We start from the raw sequence: 15228 nt of genomic DNA, 5'->3' as shown, positions 1-15228 counted from the left end.
GACCAGCGTCAACCCTCGGAGGCGATGCCGGGGTCTCCGTCAGGCCTCACGCGGTGAGCGAGCCCAGGCTGAAGCCGTCGAGTAGGTTGATCAGCTCGTCGTCGCGGGTCACCTCGTAGCCGCGCTGTCGCAGCTCCGCAACCAGCTCGGCCTCGCCAGCAACAGGGATCTCCAGGTAGTCGCCGTCGTGCACGGTGACCTGACGCTTGCCGTACCGATCCTGCAGGTCCGGCGGCAGCAGCGTGAACGCCCGCTCGGTGATCATCCGCGGCCAGGTTCCGTCCTCGACCGCACCCACCTCGGTGATGGTGAAGGGCTTGTCGTCGGCGTACCCGTCCTCCGGCTCGTGGTATTCCGGGCCGGCAGGGTTCCACAGGTGGGTCGTCCGGACCTGGCGGGCCTCGCCCCAGGTTCGCGCGGCGGCGAGCGCCTGGATCTCCGCGGCCTCCTCGGTCGCGGTGCCGGCGTCAGCGAAGGCGAGGCAGTCGTGCGCCGTGGCGTGGCCGTAGACCAGGTGCTGGTGTTGCGTCGTCATGGCGCACATCCTGCCTCAGACGTGCGACTTCCAAGATCGTCAAACGGCTTCCAAGATCGTCTTGCGGCCGGGGCCGTCTCCACCGGTCGGTTGACCGCTAGGCTGGCCCTCCCTGGTCTCCCCACCTGGAGAAACGCCCATGTCCGACAGCGTCTTCGCGCAGTTCACCGCCGACGACGATCAGCTCGAGGTTGGGCTGATCGTGCAGCCGGCGATCAACGCCGCCCTGGTGCACAACCGGGTGCCGTTGGTCCGTCACCTCACGCTCGTCAACCGAGGTGCGGTGCAGCTGACCGATGTCGCGTTGACGCTGGAACTGCGTGGCCCGGACGGCGCGCTGACCGAGCCGTGGACGCGTACCCTCGCTGCGCCGTTGCGGCCCGGGGCCAGCACGAGCTGGGACGACTTCCGCGACTTCACGCCCGACCGCGTGCTCCTGTACCGCACCGACGAGGCGTTCCCGGTCGACTACACCCTCCGGGTGCAAGCGCAGGAGCAGACACTGCGGCTGGTCGCCCCGTCCAGAGTGCTGGCGCACAACGAGTGGTTCAACAGCCCCGCCCTGTACGACAGCCTTGCTGCCTTCGTGCAGCCGAACACCCGGGCGGTGGAGGCGGTCCTGCGGGCAGCCGCCCAGCTCCTGCTCGCGCGGACGGGCTCCGGCTCGTTGCAGGGTTATCAGGAGGGTTCGGAGCGGGCGGCGCTGATCGCCGGTGCCGTGTACGAGGCGCTGCGCCAACTCGAGATCACCTACCAGACTCTGCCGGCGTCCTTCGAGAACACCGGCCAGAAGGTGCGCACCACCGCGGCGGTGCTCGACGGTCGGCTCGGCAACTGCCTCGACCTGTCCGTCACGTACGCCGCGTGTCTGGAGGCGACAGGGCTGCACCCGCTCATCTTCATCAGCGCGGGGCATGCCTTCGGTGGCTTCCTGCTGGAGGAGGAGCGGCTGCGCTCGGCCGCCGTGACCGAGACCAACCTGCTGATCTCGATGGTGGATTCCGGCCGGGCCGTGCCGGTCGAGCTGACCCGCATCGGGCCGGGCGCGCAGTCGGCGACCTTCACCGAGGCGGTACGCGTCGGACTCGGCCACTTCCGCGGCGACAGCGAACGCATGCAGGGCGTCGTCGACGTGCACCTGGCCCATCGCTCCGGCATTCAGCCCTTGCCGTCGCCCGACGAACTGATCGCGCCCGCCGCGGTCGACGCCGAGGCGACGCCGAAGATAACAGCGTCCCTCGACCTTCCGCCCGGCGTCGCCGCCGCGAAACTGCGCCAGATCGCCGACGAGGGTGAGGAGGTGCCGCAGCAGTCCGACGGGTCACCGGCGCGTATCCAGCAGTGGAAGAAGTCGCTGCTCGACCTGAGCCTGCGCAACCCGCTGCTCAACCTGCCCAAGCGTGGCCGTGGCCTGGATCTGCACGTGCCGGCGGGTGCGCTGGCCCTGCTCGACGACCTCATCCACGATGGCCGTCAGGTGCAGGTCATTCCGCAGGACGACATCAGCCACGTCCACGAGCTGGCCGGGGCACGTCGGGCGCAGGACCTCGACGCCGAGATCCTGACCCGGGAGCTGCGTACCGACCGGCGGGTCTACGGCGCGGTCACCGACGCCCGCTACAAGACGGCGATGCGCGCGTTGCAGCGTGAGGCGCGCACGATGGAGCAGGAGACCGGCAGCAACTACCTGTACCTGACCATCGGCACCCTGGTGCACACGAAGACGACCGGGGGAGAGGCGTACGCGCCGCTGTTCCTCCTGCCGGTGCGCATCGAGGGCGGCAGCGGCCGTCGCCCGTACGCGATGGTCATCGACGGCACCGAGGTCGCCAGCCCGAACTACTGCCTGATCGAGTGGTTGCGGGTCAAGCACAGCGTGCGGATCCCGGAGCTGGAGCGACCGGTCCTCGACGAGCACGGCATCGACATCGCCAAGACCCTGGCCGCGATCAACACCGGGCTGCTCGACAACCGGCTCAACTACCGCATCGACGAGACCGCCAGCCTTCGACTGTTGCAGTTCTCCACCTTCCAGATGTGGCGGGACCTCACCGACCACTGGCCCCGGTTCATGGAGAACCCGGTCGTCCGGCACCTTGTCGAGTCTTCCGGCGCCACGTTCGACGATCCTGCCCGCCCGGAGCACGACGTCGAGATCGCTGTCGACGAGGCCGACCTGCACCTGCCCATCCCCGCCGACGGGTCGCAGATGCAGGCCATCGTGCGCGCCGAGCGGGGCCACTCCTTCGTCCTGGAGGGCCCGCCGGGCACCGGCAAGTCCCAGACCATCACCAACATGATCGCGCGGGCGGTCAGCGCGGGCCGGTCGGTGCTGTTCGTCGCCGAGAAGCAGGCCGCCCTGGAGGTGGTAAAGCGCCGCCTCAAGCAGATCGGTCTCGGCCCGTTCGCGCTCGACCTGCACGGGCGCAAGCAGTCCCTCAACGCGATCCGCCAGCAGCTGCGCGACGCGCTCGACCAGTACGACCAGGGCGGCGACGGGACGTGGACCGCCGTCGAGACGGCCTACCGGACGCGGCTCGCCCCACTGACCGAATACCCGGCCCAGGTGCACACCACCAACCCCGTCGGGATGTCGCTCTGGTCGGCCTACGAGCAGACCCTGGCGTACGGGGGCGGCCCGGTCGCCCCGATCCCGGTGGCCTACCTGCACTCACCCGCCCCGGCCCGCGCGCAGGTCGAGACGTCCCTGCGGGAGTTCCCGGCGGCCGCACGATCGGCCCGACTCCGGACGGCGCACCCGTGGGCGATCAGCGGCTGCCGCACCCTCGACGGGTTGCACGGTGCCGCGGTCACCGAGATCGCCGGTGAGCTCGAACGCCTCCGCGCCGACCTCGCCGCCCACCCGCACCTGGTCGAGTTGCTGCGGACGCTGCCCGCCCCGGAGACCGTGAGCGAGCTGCAGGCGGGCGCCTGGCTCGCCGTACGCGGACTGCTGCCGGACCGGCAGGCCACCCTGCACGCCAGCGACCGACGGTGGGACGAGGCGGTGGCCCGGCTCCAGGCGGACCTGGCGGCCTTCCGGCAGGGCTTCGCCGGTGAGCTGGCCACCTTCCGGCCGGACGTGTTCGCTCGACCGGAGCTGACCGCCTGGCACGGTGAGGCCCAGGAGGTGGCGAAGAAGCTGATCGGTAAGCGCAAGCGTCGACAGGCCATCGTGGATCGGCTGGCGGTGCACCTGGTTGCCGGTGCGACGCTCGACGTCGAGCGGGTGGAGGTTGCCACCGGCCGGCTGGTGGCCGCCCAGGCGCATGCGGCGGCCCTCTACCAGCACTTCGTCGCGGTGGGCGGGCTGCGGCTGTCGCAGTGGCAGCCCACAGACCCCAACGCGCAGGAGCGGCTGACCGAGGCGATCGAGGCGACCCGGGTCGGCCGGACGCTCCTGGCCCGGAACCCGCAGGCCTGGGAGCTGTTTCACGGCGGATTCACCGATGTTCACGCGGTGCTCCTCGACCGGTTCGCCTCCCGGTGGCGGGCCTGGCGCGGGGTGTTGCGCTCCGGTGAGGCCGAGCTGATCCTGTGGGCCGCCGGTTCGCACTGGACCGACGCCTGGCAGCGCGACGGGGCGGCCTGGCTGCACGAGGTGCAGGCCGAGGAGTTGTTCCCACTGCGCCGATGGGCGACCGTCCTGGCCCACGCCGACGTGCTCGCCTCGGCCGGTCTCACCGACTATCGGGACCAGCTGCTGCGCGCCGAGGTGCCCGCGCATCTCGCCGAGGAGGTCTACCGGCGGGGAGTCGCGACGGCGTCCCTCGCCGAGCGGGTACGGGCCGGCGGCCTGCAGTACTTCGACCCGGAACTGCACGACGACGAGATCAGCCAGTTCGAGGCGGCCGCCGGTGAGCTGCGGTCCGCGCTGCCGACGCAGCTGCCGTCGGTGCTGGTCCGCCGCCGCCCCTTCAGCCCTGCCGACCGGCGTGGTCGCTTCGCTGACTTCGCGGCCGAGCTGCGCCGAAAGCGGGGCGGGCGGTCCTTCCGGGAGCTGTTCGAGCAGTACGCGGACGCGGTGCTCGCACTGACCCCGTGCGTGCTGGTCAGCCCCGCGTCCGCTGCGAACTTCCTGGCGCCGGGGAGCCAACGCTTCGACCTGGTCATCTTCGACGAGGCCTCGCAGATCCGCGTGGCGGAGGCGATCGGCGCGATGGGCCGGGGCAGCGCCGTGGTGGTGGTCGGTGACTCCCGGCAGATGCCGCCGAGCAGCATCATGCAGGCCAGCCACAGCGTCGACGAGGTCGACGAGGGCAACGGCCCGGTGCCGGAGGACCTGGAGAGCATTCTCAGCGAGGCCGTCGAGTCGGGACTGCCACAACGGTGGCTCTCCTGGCACTACCGCAGTCATGACGAGTCACTCATCGCCTTCTCCAACCGCTACTACTACGACAACAAGCTCTCCAGCCTCCCGTCGCCCGGTGCCGCCAGCTCGGCCGGCGTCAGCTGGCGGCGCGTCGAAGGCCGGTACGACCGGGGCGGATCCCGCACCAACGAGGTCGAGGCGCGGGCGATCCTCGCGGACATCACCCGTCGGTTGCACGACCCGGCGACCGCCACCCAGTCCGTCGGCGTGGTCACCTTCAACATCCAGCAGCGGGACCTCATCCTCAACCTGCTGGAGGAGAGCCCCGACCCGATCATCCGTGAGCACCTGTCCGGCGCGGTCGCGGAGCCGATCTTCGTCAAGAACCTGGAGAACGTGCAGGGCGACGAGCGCGACGTCGTCCTGTTCTCGCTGGCCTTCTCCACCAACCTGGAAACCGGCCAGCTTCCGCTGAACTTCGGCCCGCTCAGCCAGGCCGGCGGCGAGCGGCGGCTCAACGTGGCCATCACCCGCGCCCGCCGTCAGGTCATCCTCTACTCGTCCTTCGACCCGTCCGACATCGACCTGTCCCGCACGTCCGCGCTGGGCACCCAGCACCTGCGGGCGTACTGCGAGATGGCCGCCGCCGGCGCGGAGCGCCTGGGCGACCTCGCCACCGACCGCACCGAGCGGCGCAGCCGGATCCGCGACGAGGTGGCCGCGGCGCTGCGCGACCGCGGCCACGAGGTCCGTACCTCGCACGGCCTTTCCGACTTCACAGTGGACATCGCCGTACGCAGACCAGGCTCACCACTGTGGCAGGTGGCCGTCATGCTCGACGGCCCGGACTGGAGCGCACGCCCGACGGTGGCCGACCGGGACTCGGCGCCCACGCTCCTCCGCTCGATCATGGGTTGGCCGGAGGTCGTGCGGTTCTGGCTGCCAGCGTGGATCCACGACCGGTCGGCGTTGCTCGACCGGGTCGACGAAGCGGTCACCAGGGCCGACGCCCCCACGACCGCCGAGCCCGAGTCGTCACCGGTCGCAGCGGCGCCCGAAGCCGTCGAGCTGCCGCAGCCGCGCTCCGAAACGGATGTGGAGCCGCTGCACCCGGCACCGACCGCCGAGTTGCCGCAGCCGCGCCTCGCGGTGGACGAGGAGCCGCTCCGGGGCGAATCGGCGGCACCCGTCACCGCACTGGCCGCCACGACCACGGCGACCTCGGCCGCGGACACCATCACGGTGAGCCCATTCGTTCCGTACGTTCCGACCTCGCTCGGAGACCAGGCCGACCTCGACCTCCTGGCCACCGACCGGCGCGTACGTGACCTGATGCGGAACGCGCTCCGCGAGATCATCGAGGCTGAGGGGCCCATCGAGCAGCACCGGCTCGCACGCCTCGCCCTCGCCCGGTTCGGTTTCCTCCGCACCCGGGAGGACCGCCGTACCGCCGTGCTGTCGCTCGTCGACTCCCGCCGGCTCTACACGCACCCGACCGTGAGTCGGTACGCGTGGCCCGAAGGCGCCGACCCGCAGACGTACCGCGCGTACCGGGTCACGCAGGCGAGCAACGACCGCGCGTTCGAGGAAGTGCCACCCGAGGAGGTGGCCAACGCCTTCGTGCACGTGCTCCAGGGCATGCCGAGCATGGACGAGGAACGGTTGCTGCGCGCCGGCCTGGAACGGCTCGGCTACCGCCGCCGCACCGAGAAAATCGACAAGCTACTCCGGTACGGGCTGCACGTCGCCGTGACCAGCGGACGCCTCCGCTTCGACCAGGAGGGCCGCCTTACCCGAAGCTGACGAGAGTCACCATTCGTATCGGTAACAGGCGTGAGCGGAGCATCTGGTCGGCTAAGCGATGTCTCGTAATGGCTCCGGCGCCGCCGGGGCTACGATCGGCCGTGCAATTCGTGAGCTCGGAGTTGGGTGAGACGGCAGCCTTGGATGCTGCCTTCCCACGTCGTCTAGGTGATGACGTACGAAAGGCGTTGGCAGTCCTACCGCCGGCGCCGCACGCGCCGACGTCGCCATTCCGTGTGCTGGTCGATGGCGAGACGGTCGTGATTCCATCCCGGATCTACTCCGACGCGCCGTCCGTTGCCGCTGAGGCGACGCTGTCTGCCACCCAGCGTGCGGTGCTCGATTGCCTGTACACCCGCCACCACGATGGCCGGGTAAGGCAGCGGCGGCTGGAGCGGGTGGTCGGCTTGATCCAACCGTGGGTGGCGCCGTTCGTGGTGCAGTTGGTGGGCGAGTACGTGGACGAGATTGTGTCGGTCATTCGGCGGGTTCTCGCGCCGGAACTGGTCGTTCCACACAGTCCGACGGAAGCCGTCTACGGGCGACTTGCGGCCGAGAACCCGGCGTTCGTGGCGCTCACCGGCCAACGGGTTGCCAGCTATTGGGACTGTTACCTCCGTCGGCGCTACCCCACGCTGATCGACTACCCAGGGCACGTCGTGATGGCAGCGCTGCGGGTGGCGGCAAAGCGGCACGAAGTCTCGGATGGTGATGCAAGTTAGCCGACTTCCCGCGCCCAACGTGATGTCACATTCAGTCATCATCAACGATGATTGCGTGCAGGCGATCTCGGCATCACATCCGCAGTGGATCTATCCGTTCACTGGGCTTCGTCCGGCCCCGCGTTGAACTACCTGGTCGGCTCGGAGCGTGACCATGGCGACCGTACGGCCATCGGCGTCGGCGAACTCGACTTCGTACGCAGGCGGGGGGCCGTTGAAGACATGCACGACGGCTCCCGTTGCCCCCGCGGGCAGTTCTTCTCCCGGAATGGCTTCTCGGAGTTCAACCACGTCGTACAGCTCCAACATGGCAACCTTCCTTTGGCGGGAATGAGATGGTCACCATCCGAGGTGCAGATGCCTACGGCTGTGTGGCGGCCGGCGCTGCCTGTTCCACGACGGCCACGACGGCGCCTGCTCCCGCCGCCTACGCCGGTGAACGGGTTCTTACGTCACGAGGCGGTAGTCGGGGATACCACGGTTGCGTTCCTCGACCGGCTCGTCTGTCGATCGTGCGGTGACACCGACCGGAACAGGTGCCCGGGACACGTAAATCCCCTCCAGGCAGGTGTCGCACCAGAACGAGACATACCCGTACTCGGCAGCGGGCCGTGCCGTGAAGACGATCCGTAGGGTCCGGTGACCGCAGTTCGGGCAGGCAAGATCGGAGGTCGCCGGCAGCGCGCGGTAGACGACGTCGTATGCCGTCAACCACTCATCGAACGTGGCCATCAGTGCGCTCCTTCCGGCCTGACCGAGTGGTTGGTCCACCACTGTTCCTCATGGGCGTAGGCCCGATCCTCGAAGGCGTCGATCTCATGACGGGTGGCCGGGTACGGGCGCCCCTGGCGGAGATCGGCGACGTGGAACCGCTCGTGTTCGAGCGTACGGGCCAGGTCCTCCTCACTGCGGAAGGCTTCTCGACAGAGCATGACCGACTCGTCAGGCTTCGTCAGTCCGCACACACCAGAAACCCGATTGTTGATGGTGAGCCGGATGTCGGTGATATCAATCCCGTACTTGGCGGCGAGGCTCGTCACCGCCTCCATCCTCATGGGCATTCGAGGACCAGCTCCGCGACCGCGAACCCGACTGAGGTCGCCCGGGTCTGCCCCGGCACGCTGGAGTCGACCCAGTGCCTGCTTGAGTTTGTCGATCAGGTCGCCGAGCCGGCGTACCTCCGGGATCAACCGTCGGAGGCTGGCCAGAAGCCCCCGCAACAGCCGCGCGATCCGCGCCGCCCACGACGCCACCAGAGTCGTGACCTGCTCCACGACCAGCGGCGCGGCCAGTCCGCCGGTGACGACGAGTTCGCCCGCGTACACGATGAGACGGGACACGCAGGTGGCGATGGCGTCGCGGACCAGGAGCCGGACGGCGGCCACCAGGCCGGCGGCGCCTTCGGTGATCGCGGCCATGGCGTCGGCGCCTTGGGCGAGGCCGGTGATGGCCTGCTGTTGTTCGGCGGCCCAGGCGCGGTAGGCGGGGCCGGCGCTGCCACCCCACCCGGCGACGTCGGTGCGGACGGCGCGGGTCAGCGCGCCGGCTTCCTCGCGGAGCGATGCGGCGACGTTGCGCCAGGTCTGGGCGTGAGCGGTGATCTGCGCCGGGTCGCCGGCGAGCCAGTCCAGCGCCTCACTGAGCGGCTTGACGTGCTCGATGAGCCAGGCGATCCCGTACTGGAGCAGGGCGCCGACCGGGTCGGAGACGAAGGCGAGGGCGTCCAGGCCGGCGCTCACCACGCCGAGGCTGCCGTCGATCCAACTGCCGTTGCGTACGCCCTGGGCGATGAGTTCGATGTCCTCGCAGATCCAGATGCCCGCCCATGCGCTGGGTGGAGTGTCCGCTGCGGCGGCGACGAGCGGGTTGGACGTCACGGCTGCCGCCGCACCTCATCGAGGTGCTGCTGCCGTACTCCGTCGAGCAGTTGCTTCGCGTGGGCGTCGGAGCTTCGGTAGCGGTCTGCTCCGACCCGCAGCTTGCCGGCGGTGTCCCGCACCGACGCGGCGGCGGCGCCGATGCCGTCGACCAGGGTTCGCTGGAGGCCGTCGAGCAGTGTCGGCATCAGGGCGCAGAGCTGACCGTACGCGTCGGCGCCCAACCGGACGTGCTGGCCTGCCCGTTGGGAGGTGTCGAGGCTGCCGGCGCAGCGGTCGAGGCGGGCGGCGTGGGCGGTCAGGTCGTCCGGGTCGACGTGGATGCCGTCACCGGTCGGCATCGCTCGAACCCTCGTCACCAGCCAGCCGGCTGCGGTACGACTCGATGATGGCCTTGGCGCTCGCGTCGTCGCCGAGGAACTCCACTGTCAGTTCGCGGACCTGGCGTAGCAGGTCGGTGCGCGCGGCTCGGGTGGTCTCCAGGATCTGCTGGGCGGTGCGCGCCGCAGGTTGTTGCCGGATGCGTTCGTCGAGCCACAGGCCGATCAGCAGGCCGGAGCATTCGACTGTGACGTCGACTGTCCGGTCGTTGTTGTGGGCGGTGCCGGTCAGCTCCTGCATCCTCGCCGAGAGCGTCTTCGCCCGTGCCGCCCGTTCGGCGAGCGACGACTCCCACTCGTCGAGCCGGTGTCCGGCCGCGTCGAGCGCAGCGTCGTCCGCCCACATGTCGACCCTCCCCAGGGGACCACCGCCAACGACAGCCAGCGTGATCACCCGCACGTTACCAACTGGTGGCGCTCCGTGTATGCCCCGCGCCCGACCCCGTGCTCGTATCGGCCGGCCGCCATGTGCCCCAATCCGGACCACGCGACGATCAGGTCAACGAAGATTGTCTCCGTGACGAGCGACAACCCGCACCGGGGATGGACCAGCCGAACCGCCTGGGAGGGTCGGTTCAACGCTCCGCTGCGCTCGTTCCTGCGCACCGAGACCGGCGGCGCCCGGGTGGTGCTGGTCGCCGCGGTGGCGGCGCTCGTGTGGGCCAACGTGCACGTGTCGTCGTACGAGTCGGTGTGGGGCACCTCGCTCTCGGTTCGGCTCGGCGACTGGTCCCTGTCACACGACCTGCGTACCTGGGTCAACAGCGGGCTGATGACGTTCTTCTTCCTGGTCGCGGGGCTGGAACTGCGCCGGGAGTTCGACATCGGCGAGCTGCGCGAGCGGCGTCGACTGGCGTTGCCGATGCTGGCCGGTTTCGGCGGCATGCTCCTGCCGATCGCGATCTATCTGGCGTTCAACGTCGGGCAGAGCACCGCCGCCGGCTGGGGAGTGGTGATGGCCACCGACACGGCGCTCGCGCTCGGCGCGCTGGCCGTCTTCGGGCCACGCTTCTCGGATCGGCTGCGCGGGTTCCTGCTGACCGTCGCCGTCGTCGACGACGTGGTCGCGATCGCGGTGCTGGCAATCGCGTACCCGCATCATCCCTCGCTGTCGGCGCTGCTCGCCGCGGTGGGGATCTTCGGCGTCGTCCTGCTCGTCCGGGCGCTGGGTGTGCGGTTCGGGCCGGTCTACGCGCTGCTGGGGGTGGCGGCCTGGGTCGCGGTCTCGGAGTCCGGTGTCGATCCGGTGGTGGTGGGTCTGGTGATGGGGTTGCTGACCTACGCCTACGCTCCCGGCCGCGACGACCTGCAGCGGGCGAGCGACCAGTTCCGCCTCTTCCGGGAACAGCCCACCCCGCAACTGGCCCGGATGGCGCGGGCCGGGCTCACCTCTGCGCTGTCGCCGAACGAGCGGCTGCAGACCATCTACCACCCGTGGGCGAGCTATGTGGTCGTGCCGCTCTTCGCGCTGGCCAACGCCGGAATCGTGATCAACGGGGATCTTCTCGCCAGGGCGGTGGTCTCCCCGGTCACGCTCGGCGTCGTGGTCGCCTACGTCGTCGGCAAGCCAGCGGGGATCGTGGGTGTCTCCTGGCTGGTGGCCCGGCTCAGCGGCAACCGGTTCCGACCACCGGTCGGCTGGGTCGCCGTCGTGGGGGTCGGCACGATCTCCGGCATCGGGTTCACCGTCGCGCTCCTCATCGCCACCCATGCCCTCAGCGGCCCTGCCCTGGATGAGGCGAAGCTCGGCATCCTCGTCGCGACACTGGGGGCGTCCCTCGTCACCTGGCTGGTGTTCCGCTCGGTCGGGCGACTGTCGCCGGCACGGCGGGCGCGCGCGCTGCTCGGTGTCGCCGAGGGGATCGTCGACCTGATGCTGCCGGTCGACCCGGAGCGCGACCACATGCGCGGGTCGCTCGACGCGCCGGTGACTGTCGTGGAGTACGGCGACTTCGAGTGCCCCTACTGCGGGCAGGCCGAGCCGGTGGTCCGGGAACTGCTCGCCGACTTCGCCAACGTCCGGTACGTCTGGCGGCACCTGCCGCTCACCGACGTCCACCCGCACGCCCAACTCGCCGCCGAGGCTGCCGAGGCGGCGGGCGAGCAGGGGGCGTTCTGGGAGATGCACGACCTGCTGCTCGCCCACCAGGACGCCCTCAACCCCGACGACGTGCTCGGCTATGCCGAACAACTCGGCCTGGACGTCGACCAGTTCCGGGAGCACATGGTCAAGCGGATGGGTGTCGACCGGGTCGCCGAGGACACCGACTCCGCCGACCTCAGTGGCGTCACGGGCACCCCGACCTTCTTCATCAACGGCCGGCGGCACTACGGCGCGTACGACATCACGGCGCTCTCGGCGGCGGTGAAGGCGGCGTTCGCCAGCGCGAAGCTGCGCCCCGAGTACCACCCCCGGGAACCCGGGCCCCCCGATGGCGGGCCGGCGAGCTGACGGGGGTCGAGGCGGGGGAGTGTCGGCCGGCAGCGCACCAACCCTCCTGCCCCGCCACCACCTGATGCGGGCGTTTAGGGCCGATGCCGCACCTCCGCCAAGGTCAAGACCCATGCTGTACGGGTGACACGCTCCGGTTCCACGTCCGGCGCGGTACGGGTCGCGTTCGCCTTCTGGATCACGCTCGTGGGCACCACCGTGCCGACCCCGCTCTACCCGCTCTACGAGATGCAGTTCGGCTTCTCGTCCTTGACGGTGACAGTGGTCTACGCGTTGTACGCGCTGGGCGTGGTCGTCGGGCTGCTGGTCTTCGGGCGGCTCTCCGACCAGATCGGCCGTCGACCGGTCATCCTCGCCGCGCTGCTGCTCTCCGTCGCCGCGGACGCCGTCTTCCTGTTCGCCGTGGACCTGGCGATGATCATCGTCGGTCGGATCCTCGCCGGTCTGTCCGCAGCGCTGATCATCGGTGCGGCGACCGCGGCGCTGGCGGAGTTGATCGACCGGCGGCATCCGAAACGAGCCGCCACCGTGTCGATCTTCGCGAACCTGGGCGGTCTTGCCACCGGCACCCTGCTGGCCGGGATCGTGTCGGACGTGGCACCCGACCCGCTGCGGCTGCCCTGGGCCATCGTGCTGATCCTGGCGGTGCTGGCGATCATCGCGTTGCGGGGCGTGCCGGAGACGGTCCGCGAGCGCTCACCGGTGACCCTGCGGGTGCAACGGTTGCACGTGCCCGCGGCCATTCGCGGTGCCTTCGTCCGCTCGGCGATCACCGCCGGTGCGGGCTTCGCCGCGCTCGGGGTGCTCACGTCGGTAACTGGGCTCTTCCTCGGCATGGTCCTGCACGAGACCTCGCACACCCTGGCCGCGCTGGTGGTCTTCGTGGCCTTCGCCGGTGCCGCGTTCGGTCAGCTGCTGACCCGCGTGCTGTCCTCGCGCGCCGCGCTGGCCAGCGCCTGCGTCGGCCTGATCGTGGGAGCCGGCCTGCTCGCGTTCAGCATGTGGATGGCGCTGCTGGCCACGCTGCTCGTGAGTGCGGCGCTCATCGGGGTCGCGTCCGGGGTGGCGGTCGGCGACGGCATCGCGACGATCACCATGAAGACCGAGCCGCAGCACCAGGCCGAGGCGGTGTCGACGTTCTTCGCCATCCTGTTCGCCATGCTGGGCGTGCCCGCGGTCGGGGTCGGTCTGCTGATCCAGACGATCGGTCTGCGCCCCGCCGGCGAGGTCTTCAGCGCGGTGGTGGCGGTGCTCGCGGTCGTCGTCCTGCTCAGCCTCCTGCGGCGTGACCCGGCCCCGCCCACGACCCGGTCCGCGCCCTGAGCTGACGCCGAAAGGCTGGCGGCTGGCCGCCCGGTCGGCAGGAAATGTCAGCGGTCTTCTGGGCTGCCGAAAGCCAATCACGGAGGTCTTGCGGCGGTCATCGTATACAACATACGCTCCCCAAATCGCCCACCTGAGGAGCTCTCCATGACGAACCTCTCCGCCAGCGAAACGCGCCTGCCCCGCCCCCGCGTGCTCCGGGCCGCAGTGGCGGCGGCCGCCGCTGTCTGCACGATCGTTGCCTGCTCACCGGTGTCGAACAGCGGCGGCGACACGTCCGGCGACAACCAGTCGGCCGGCCAGGATTCCTTCGGCACGCCGGCAGACCCCGCCGCCGTGAAGCAGGGTGGCAAGTTGGAAATCGCCCTCTCCGCAGAGCCCGACGCGCTGGACCCGACACTGTCGAGAAGCCTCTACTCCCGCTACGTCTTCCAGGCGATGTGCCAGAAGCTCTACGACGTCGACGAGAAGGCGCAGGTCGTACCGCAGCTCGCGACCGCGCTGCCCACCACGAGCGGCGACGGCCGGACGGTGACCATCCCGCTGCGCCCGGGCGTGCGCTTCGCGGACGGGACGCCGTTCGACTCGGCCGCGGTGAAGGCCACCCTGCAACGCCACCTCACCAACGCCCGGTCGGCGCGCAAGAGCGAACTCGGGCCCATCGACGGCGTCGACACCCCGGACGCGCAGACCGTCGTCCTTCGACTGAAGCAGCCGTTCGCGCCGCTGCTCGGTGCCCTCGCCGACCGCGCCGGCATGATCATGAGTGCCCAGGCGTTGCGGAGCCTGGGTGACGACTTCGCCTCCGCGCCGGTCTGCGTCGGCCCCTTCAAGTTCGCCAAGCGGGTGCCACAGAACTCGATCGAGGTCGTGAAGGACCCGAACTACTACGACGCGAGCAAGGTGCACCTCGACAGCATCTCGTGGCGAATCCTCACCGACGCGAGCATCCGTGCCGCCAACCTGCGCTCCGGCGACGTGCAGGTCGCCGACAGCGTCTCCACCCAGGACTTCGCCGCCCTGCGCCAGGACGCCGCGGTCTCGGTCCTGCAGTCGCAGTCGCTCGGCTACCAGGGTCTGACCATCAACATCGGCAACGTCGACGGCATCGGCACGGCACCCAAGCCCATCAACCGCCCGGTCGCGCAGAACGCCAAGGTACGGCAGGCCTTCGAGCACGCCATCGACCGCAAGGCCCTGGTCGACGCGGTGTTCAACGGTCTGCACGCCGTCGCCTGCTCACCGATCTCGCCCGCGAGCGCGTTCTCGTCGGCGGAGGCGCAGACCTGCCCGGCGCACGACCCCGCAAAGGCCAAGCAGCTGCTGGCGGAGGCGGGTGTGCAGACGCCGTACACGGTGACGATGCTGGCCTCGAACACGCCCGACACGCTGCGTCTCGCGCAGGCGCTCCAGTCGATGGTCAAGGACGGCGGGTTCGACCTGAAGATCAACCCGGTGGAATACTCGTCGCTCCTCGACGAGCAGGACCGCGGCAACTTCGAGCTGCTGCAACTCGGCTGGAGCGGGCGGATCGACCCGGACGCCAACATCACGAACTTCGTTGGCACCAAGGCGAGCCAGAACGTCGCCGGCTACAGCAACCCGCAGCTCGACACCCTGCTGACCCAGGCCCGCCAGGCCGGCGACGTCGAGGAGCGCAAGAAGCTGTACGGGCAGGCGGTCACCCTGCTTCAGCAGGACGACGCCCTGATCTACCTCTACCGGCAGCGCAACCTGACCGCCGTGAGCAAGCAGCTCCAGGGCCTGCAGGTCTTCCCGGACGGTGTGCTCCGGGCGGCCTTCGCCGGCTTCGCCAAGTAGGTC

The 15228-nt window shown here is 70.0% G+C and carries 11 protein-coding genes; 5 read left to right on the top strand and 6 right to left on the bottom strand.

Translation table 11 applies throughout. The annotated features are described in order from the left end of the window. Positions 1-46 precede the first annotated feature (46 nt). The gene (locus tag KBX34_RS08235) at positions 47-535 is read right to left on the bottom strand and encodes a hypothetical protein (RefSeq protein ID WP_210924204.1); all 489 of its coding nucleotides are present in this window, start codon (positions 533-535) and stop codon (positions 47-49) included. Between the two features lie 139 nt (positions 536-674). Between KBX34_RS08235 and KBX34_RS08230 the strand changes: the two genes are divergently transcribed. Together KBX34_RS08230 and KBX34_RS08225 are read left to right on the top strand one after the other, a co-directional pair. After that, on the top strand, positions 675-6650 hold the full coding sequence (locus tag KBX34_RS08230; RefSeq protein WP_210924202.1) for a DUF4011 domain-containing protein: 5976 nt from the start codon (positions 675-677) through the stop codon (positions 6648-6650). A gap of 110 nt (positions 6651-6760) precedes the next feature. Continuing rightward, positions 6761-7372, top strand: coding sequence for a hypothetical protein (locus KBX34_RS08225; RefSeq protein WP_210924200.1), 612 nt, complete (start codon positions 6761-6763; stop codon positions 7370-7372). Between the two features lie 90 nt (positions 7373-7462). Here the strand turns inward: KBX34_RS08225 and KBX34_RS34400 are convergent, their stop codons facing one another. From KBX34_RS34400 to KBX34_RS08200, 5 genes are all read right to left on the bottom strand, one after another. Next, complete coding sequence (locus KBX34_RS34400) at positions 7463-7681, bottom strand: DUF4926 domain-containing protein (protein WP_210924199.1); 219 nt, start codon at positions 7679-7681, stop codon at positions 7463-7465. A gap of 138 nt (positions 7682-7819) precedes the next feature. Then, positions 7820-8104: a hypothetical protein gene (locus tag KBX34_RS08215; RefSeq protein WP_088948708.1), complete on the bottom strand. Its 285-nt coding sequence runs from the start codon at positions 8102-8104 to the stop codon at positions 7820-7822. Next, positions 8104-9249, bottom strand: a complete 1146-nt coding sequence (locus KBX34_RS08210) for a WXG100 family type VII secretion target (RefSeq protein ID WP_247671588.1) — start codon at positions 9247-9249, stop codon at positions 8104-8106. The genes KBX34_RS08215 and KBX34_RS08210 overlap by 1 nt, the downstream gene beginning before the upstream one ends. Beyond that, a complete protein-coding gene (locus KBX34_RS08205; RefSeq protein ID WP_210924197.1) occupies positions 9246-9590 on the bottom strand; it encodes a type VII secretion target in 345 nt (114 codons plus the stop codon). The genes KBX34_RS08210 and KBX34_RS08205 overlap by 4 nt, the downstream gene beginning before the upstream one ends. Beyond that, a complete protein-coding gene (locus tag KBX34_RS08200; protein ID WP_088951823.1) occupies positions 9577-9975 on the bottom strand; it encodes a hypothetical protein in 399 nt (132 codons plus the stop codon). Before KBX34_RS08200 ends, KBX34_RS08205 begins: the two co-directional genes overlap by 14 nt. A 171-nt stretch (positions 9976-10146) precedes the next feature. Here KBX34_RS08200 and nhaA point away from each other — a divergent pair, with 171 nt between their 5' ends. From nhaA to KBX34_RS08185, 3 genes are all read left to right on the top strand, one after another. Continuing rightward, positions 10147-12081 (top strand): Na+/H+ antiporter NhaA, encoded by a 1935-nt coding sequence (gene nhaA / locus KBX34_RS08195; RefSeq protein ID WP_210924195.1) that lies wholly within the window; start codon positions 10147-10149, stop codon positions 12079-12081. Between the two features lie 123 nt (positions 12082-12204). Further along, positions 12205-13404, top strand: a complete 1200-nt coding sequence (locus tag KBX34_RS08190) for an MFS transporter (RefSeq protein WP_210924193.1) — start codon at positions 12205-12207, stop codon at positions 13402-13404. A gap of 147 nt (positions 13405-13551) precedes the next feature. Beyond that, on the top strand, positions 13552-15225 hold the full coding sequence (locus tag KBX34_RS08185) for an ABC transporter substrate-binding protein (RefSeq protein ID WP_210924191.1): 1674 nt from the start codon (positions 13552-13554) through the stop codon (positions 15223-15225). Positions 15226-15228 lie beyond the last annotated feature (3 nt).

The organism is Micromonospora sp. M61 (assembly GCF_018070245.1).
Lineage (GTDB): Bacteria > Actinomycetota > Actinomycetes > Mycobacteriales > Micromonosporaceae > Micromonospora > Micromonospora zamorensis.
This window is presented reverse-complemented; position numbering and strand designations above follow the sequence as displayed.

Excerpts from the sequence above, each read along its gene's own strand:
- KBX34_RS08235 (WP_210924204.1), bottom strand. The coding sequence starts at position 535 with ATGACGACGCAACACCAGCACCTGGTCTACGGCCACGCCACGGCGCAC.
- KBX34_RS08230 (WP_210924202.1), top strand. The coding sequence starts at position 675 with ATGTCCGACAGCGTCTTCGCGCAGTTCACCGCCGACGACGATCAGCTC.
- KBX34_RS34400 (WP_210924199.1), bottom strand. The coding sequence starts at position 7,681 with ATGTTGGAGCTGTACGACGTGGTTGAACTCCGAGAAGCCATTCCGGGA.
- KBX34_RS08215 (WP_088948708.1), bottom strand. The coding sequence starts at position 8,104 with ATGGCCACGTTCGATGAGTGGTTGACGGCATACGACGTCGTCTACCGC.
- KBX34_RS08205 (WP_210924197.1), bottom strand. The coding sequence starts at position 9,590 with ATGCCGACCGGTGACGGCATCCACGTCGACCCGGACGACCTGACCGCC.
- KBX34_RS08200 (WP_088951823.1), bottom strand. The coding sequence starts at position 9,975 with ATGTGGGCGGACGACGCTGCGCTCGACGCGGCCGGACACCGGCTCGAC.
- KBX34_RS08185 (WP_210924191.1), top strand. The coding sequence starts at position 13,552 with ATGACGAACCTCTCCGCCAGCGAAACGCGCCTGCCCCGCCCCCGCGTG.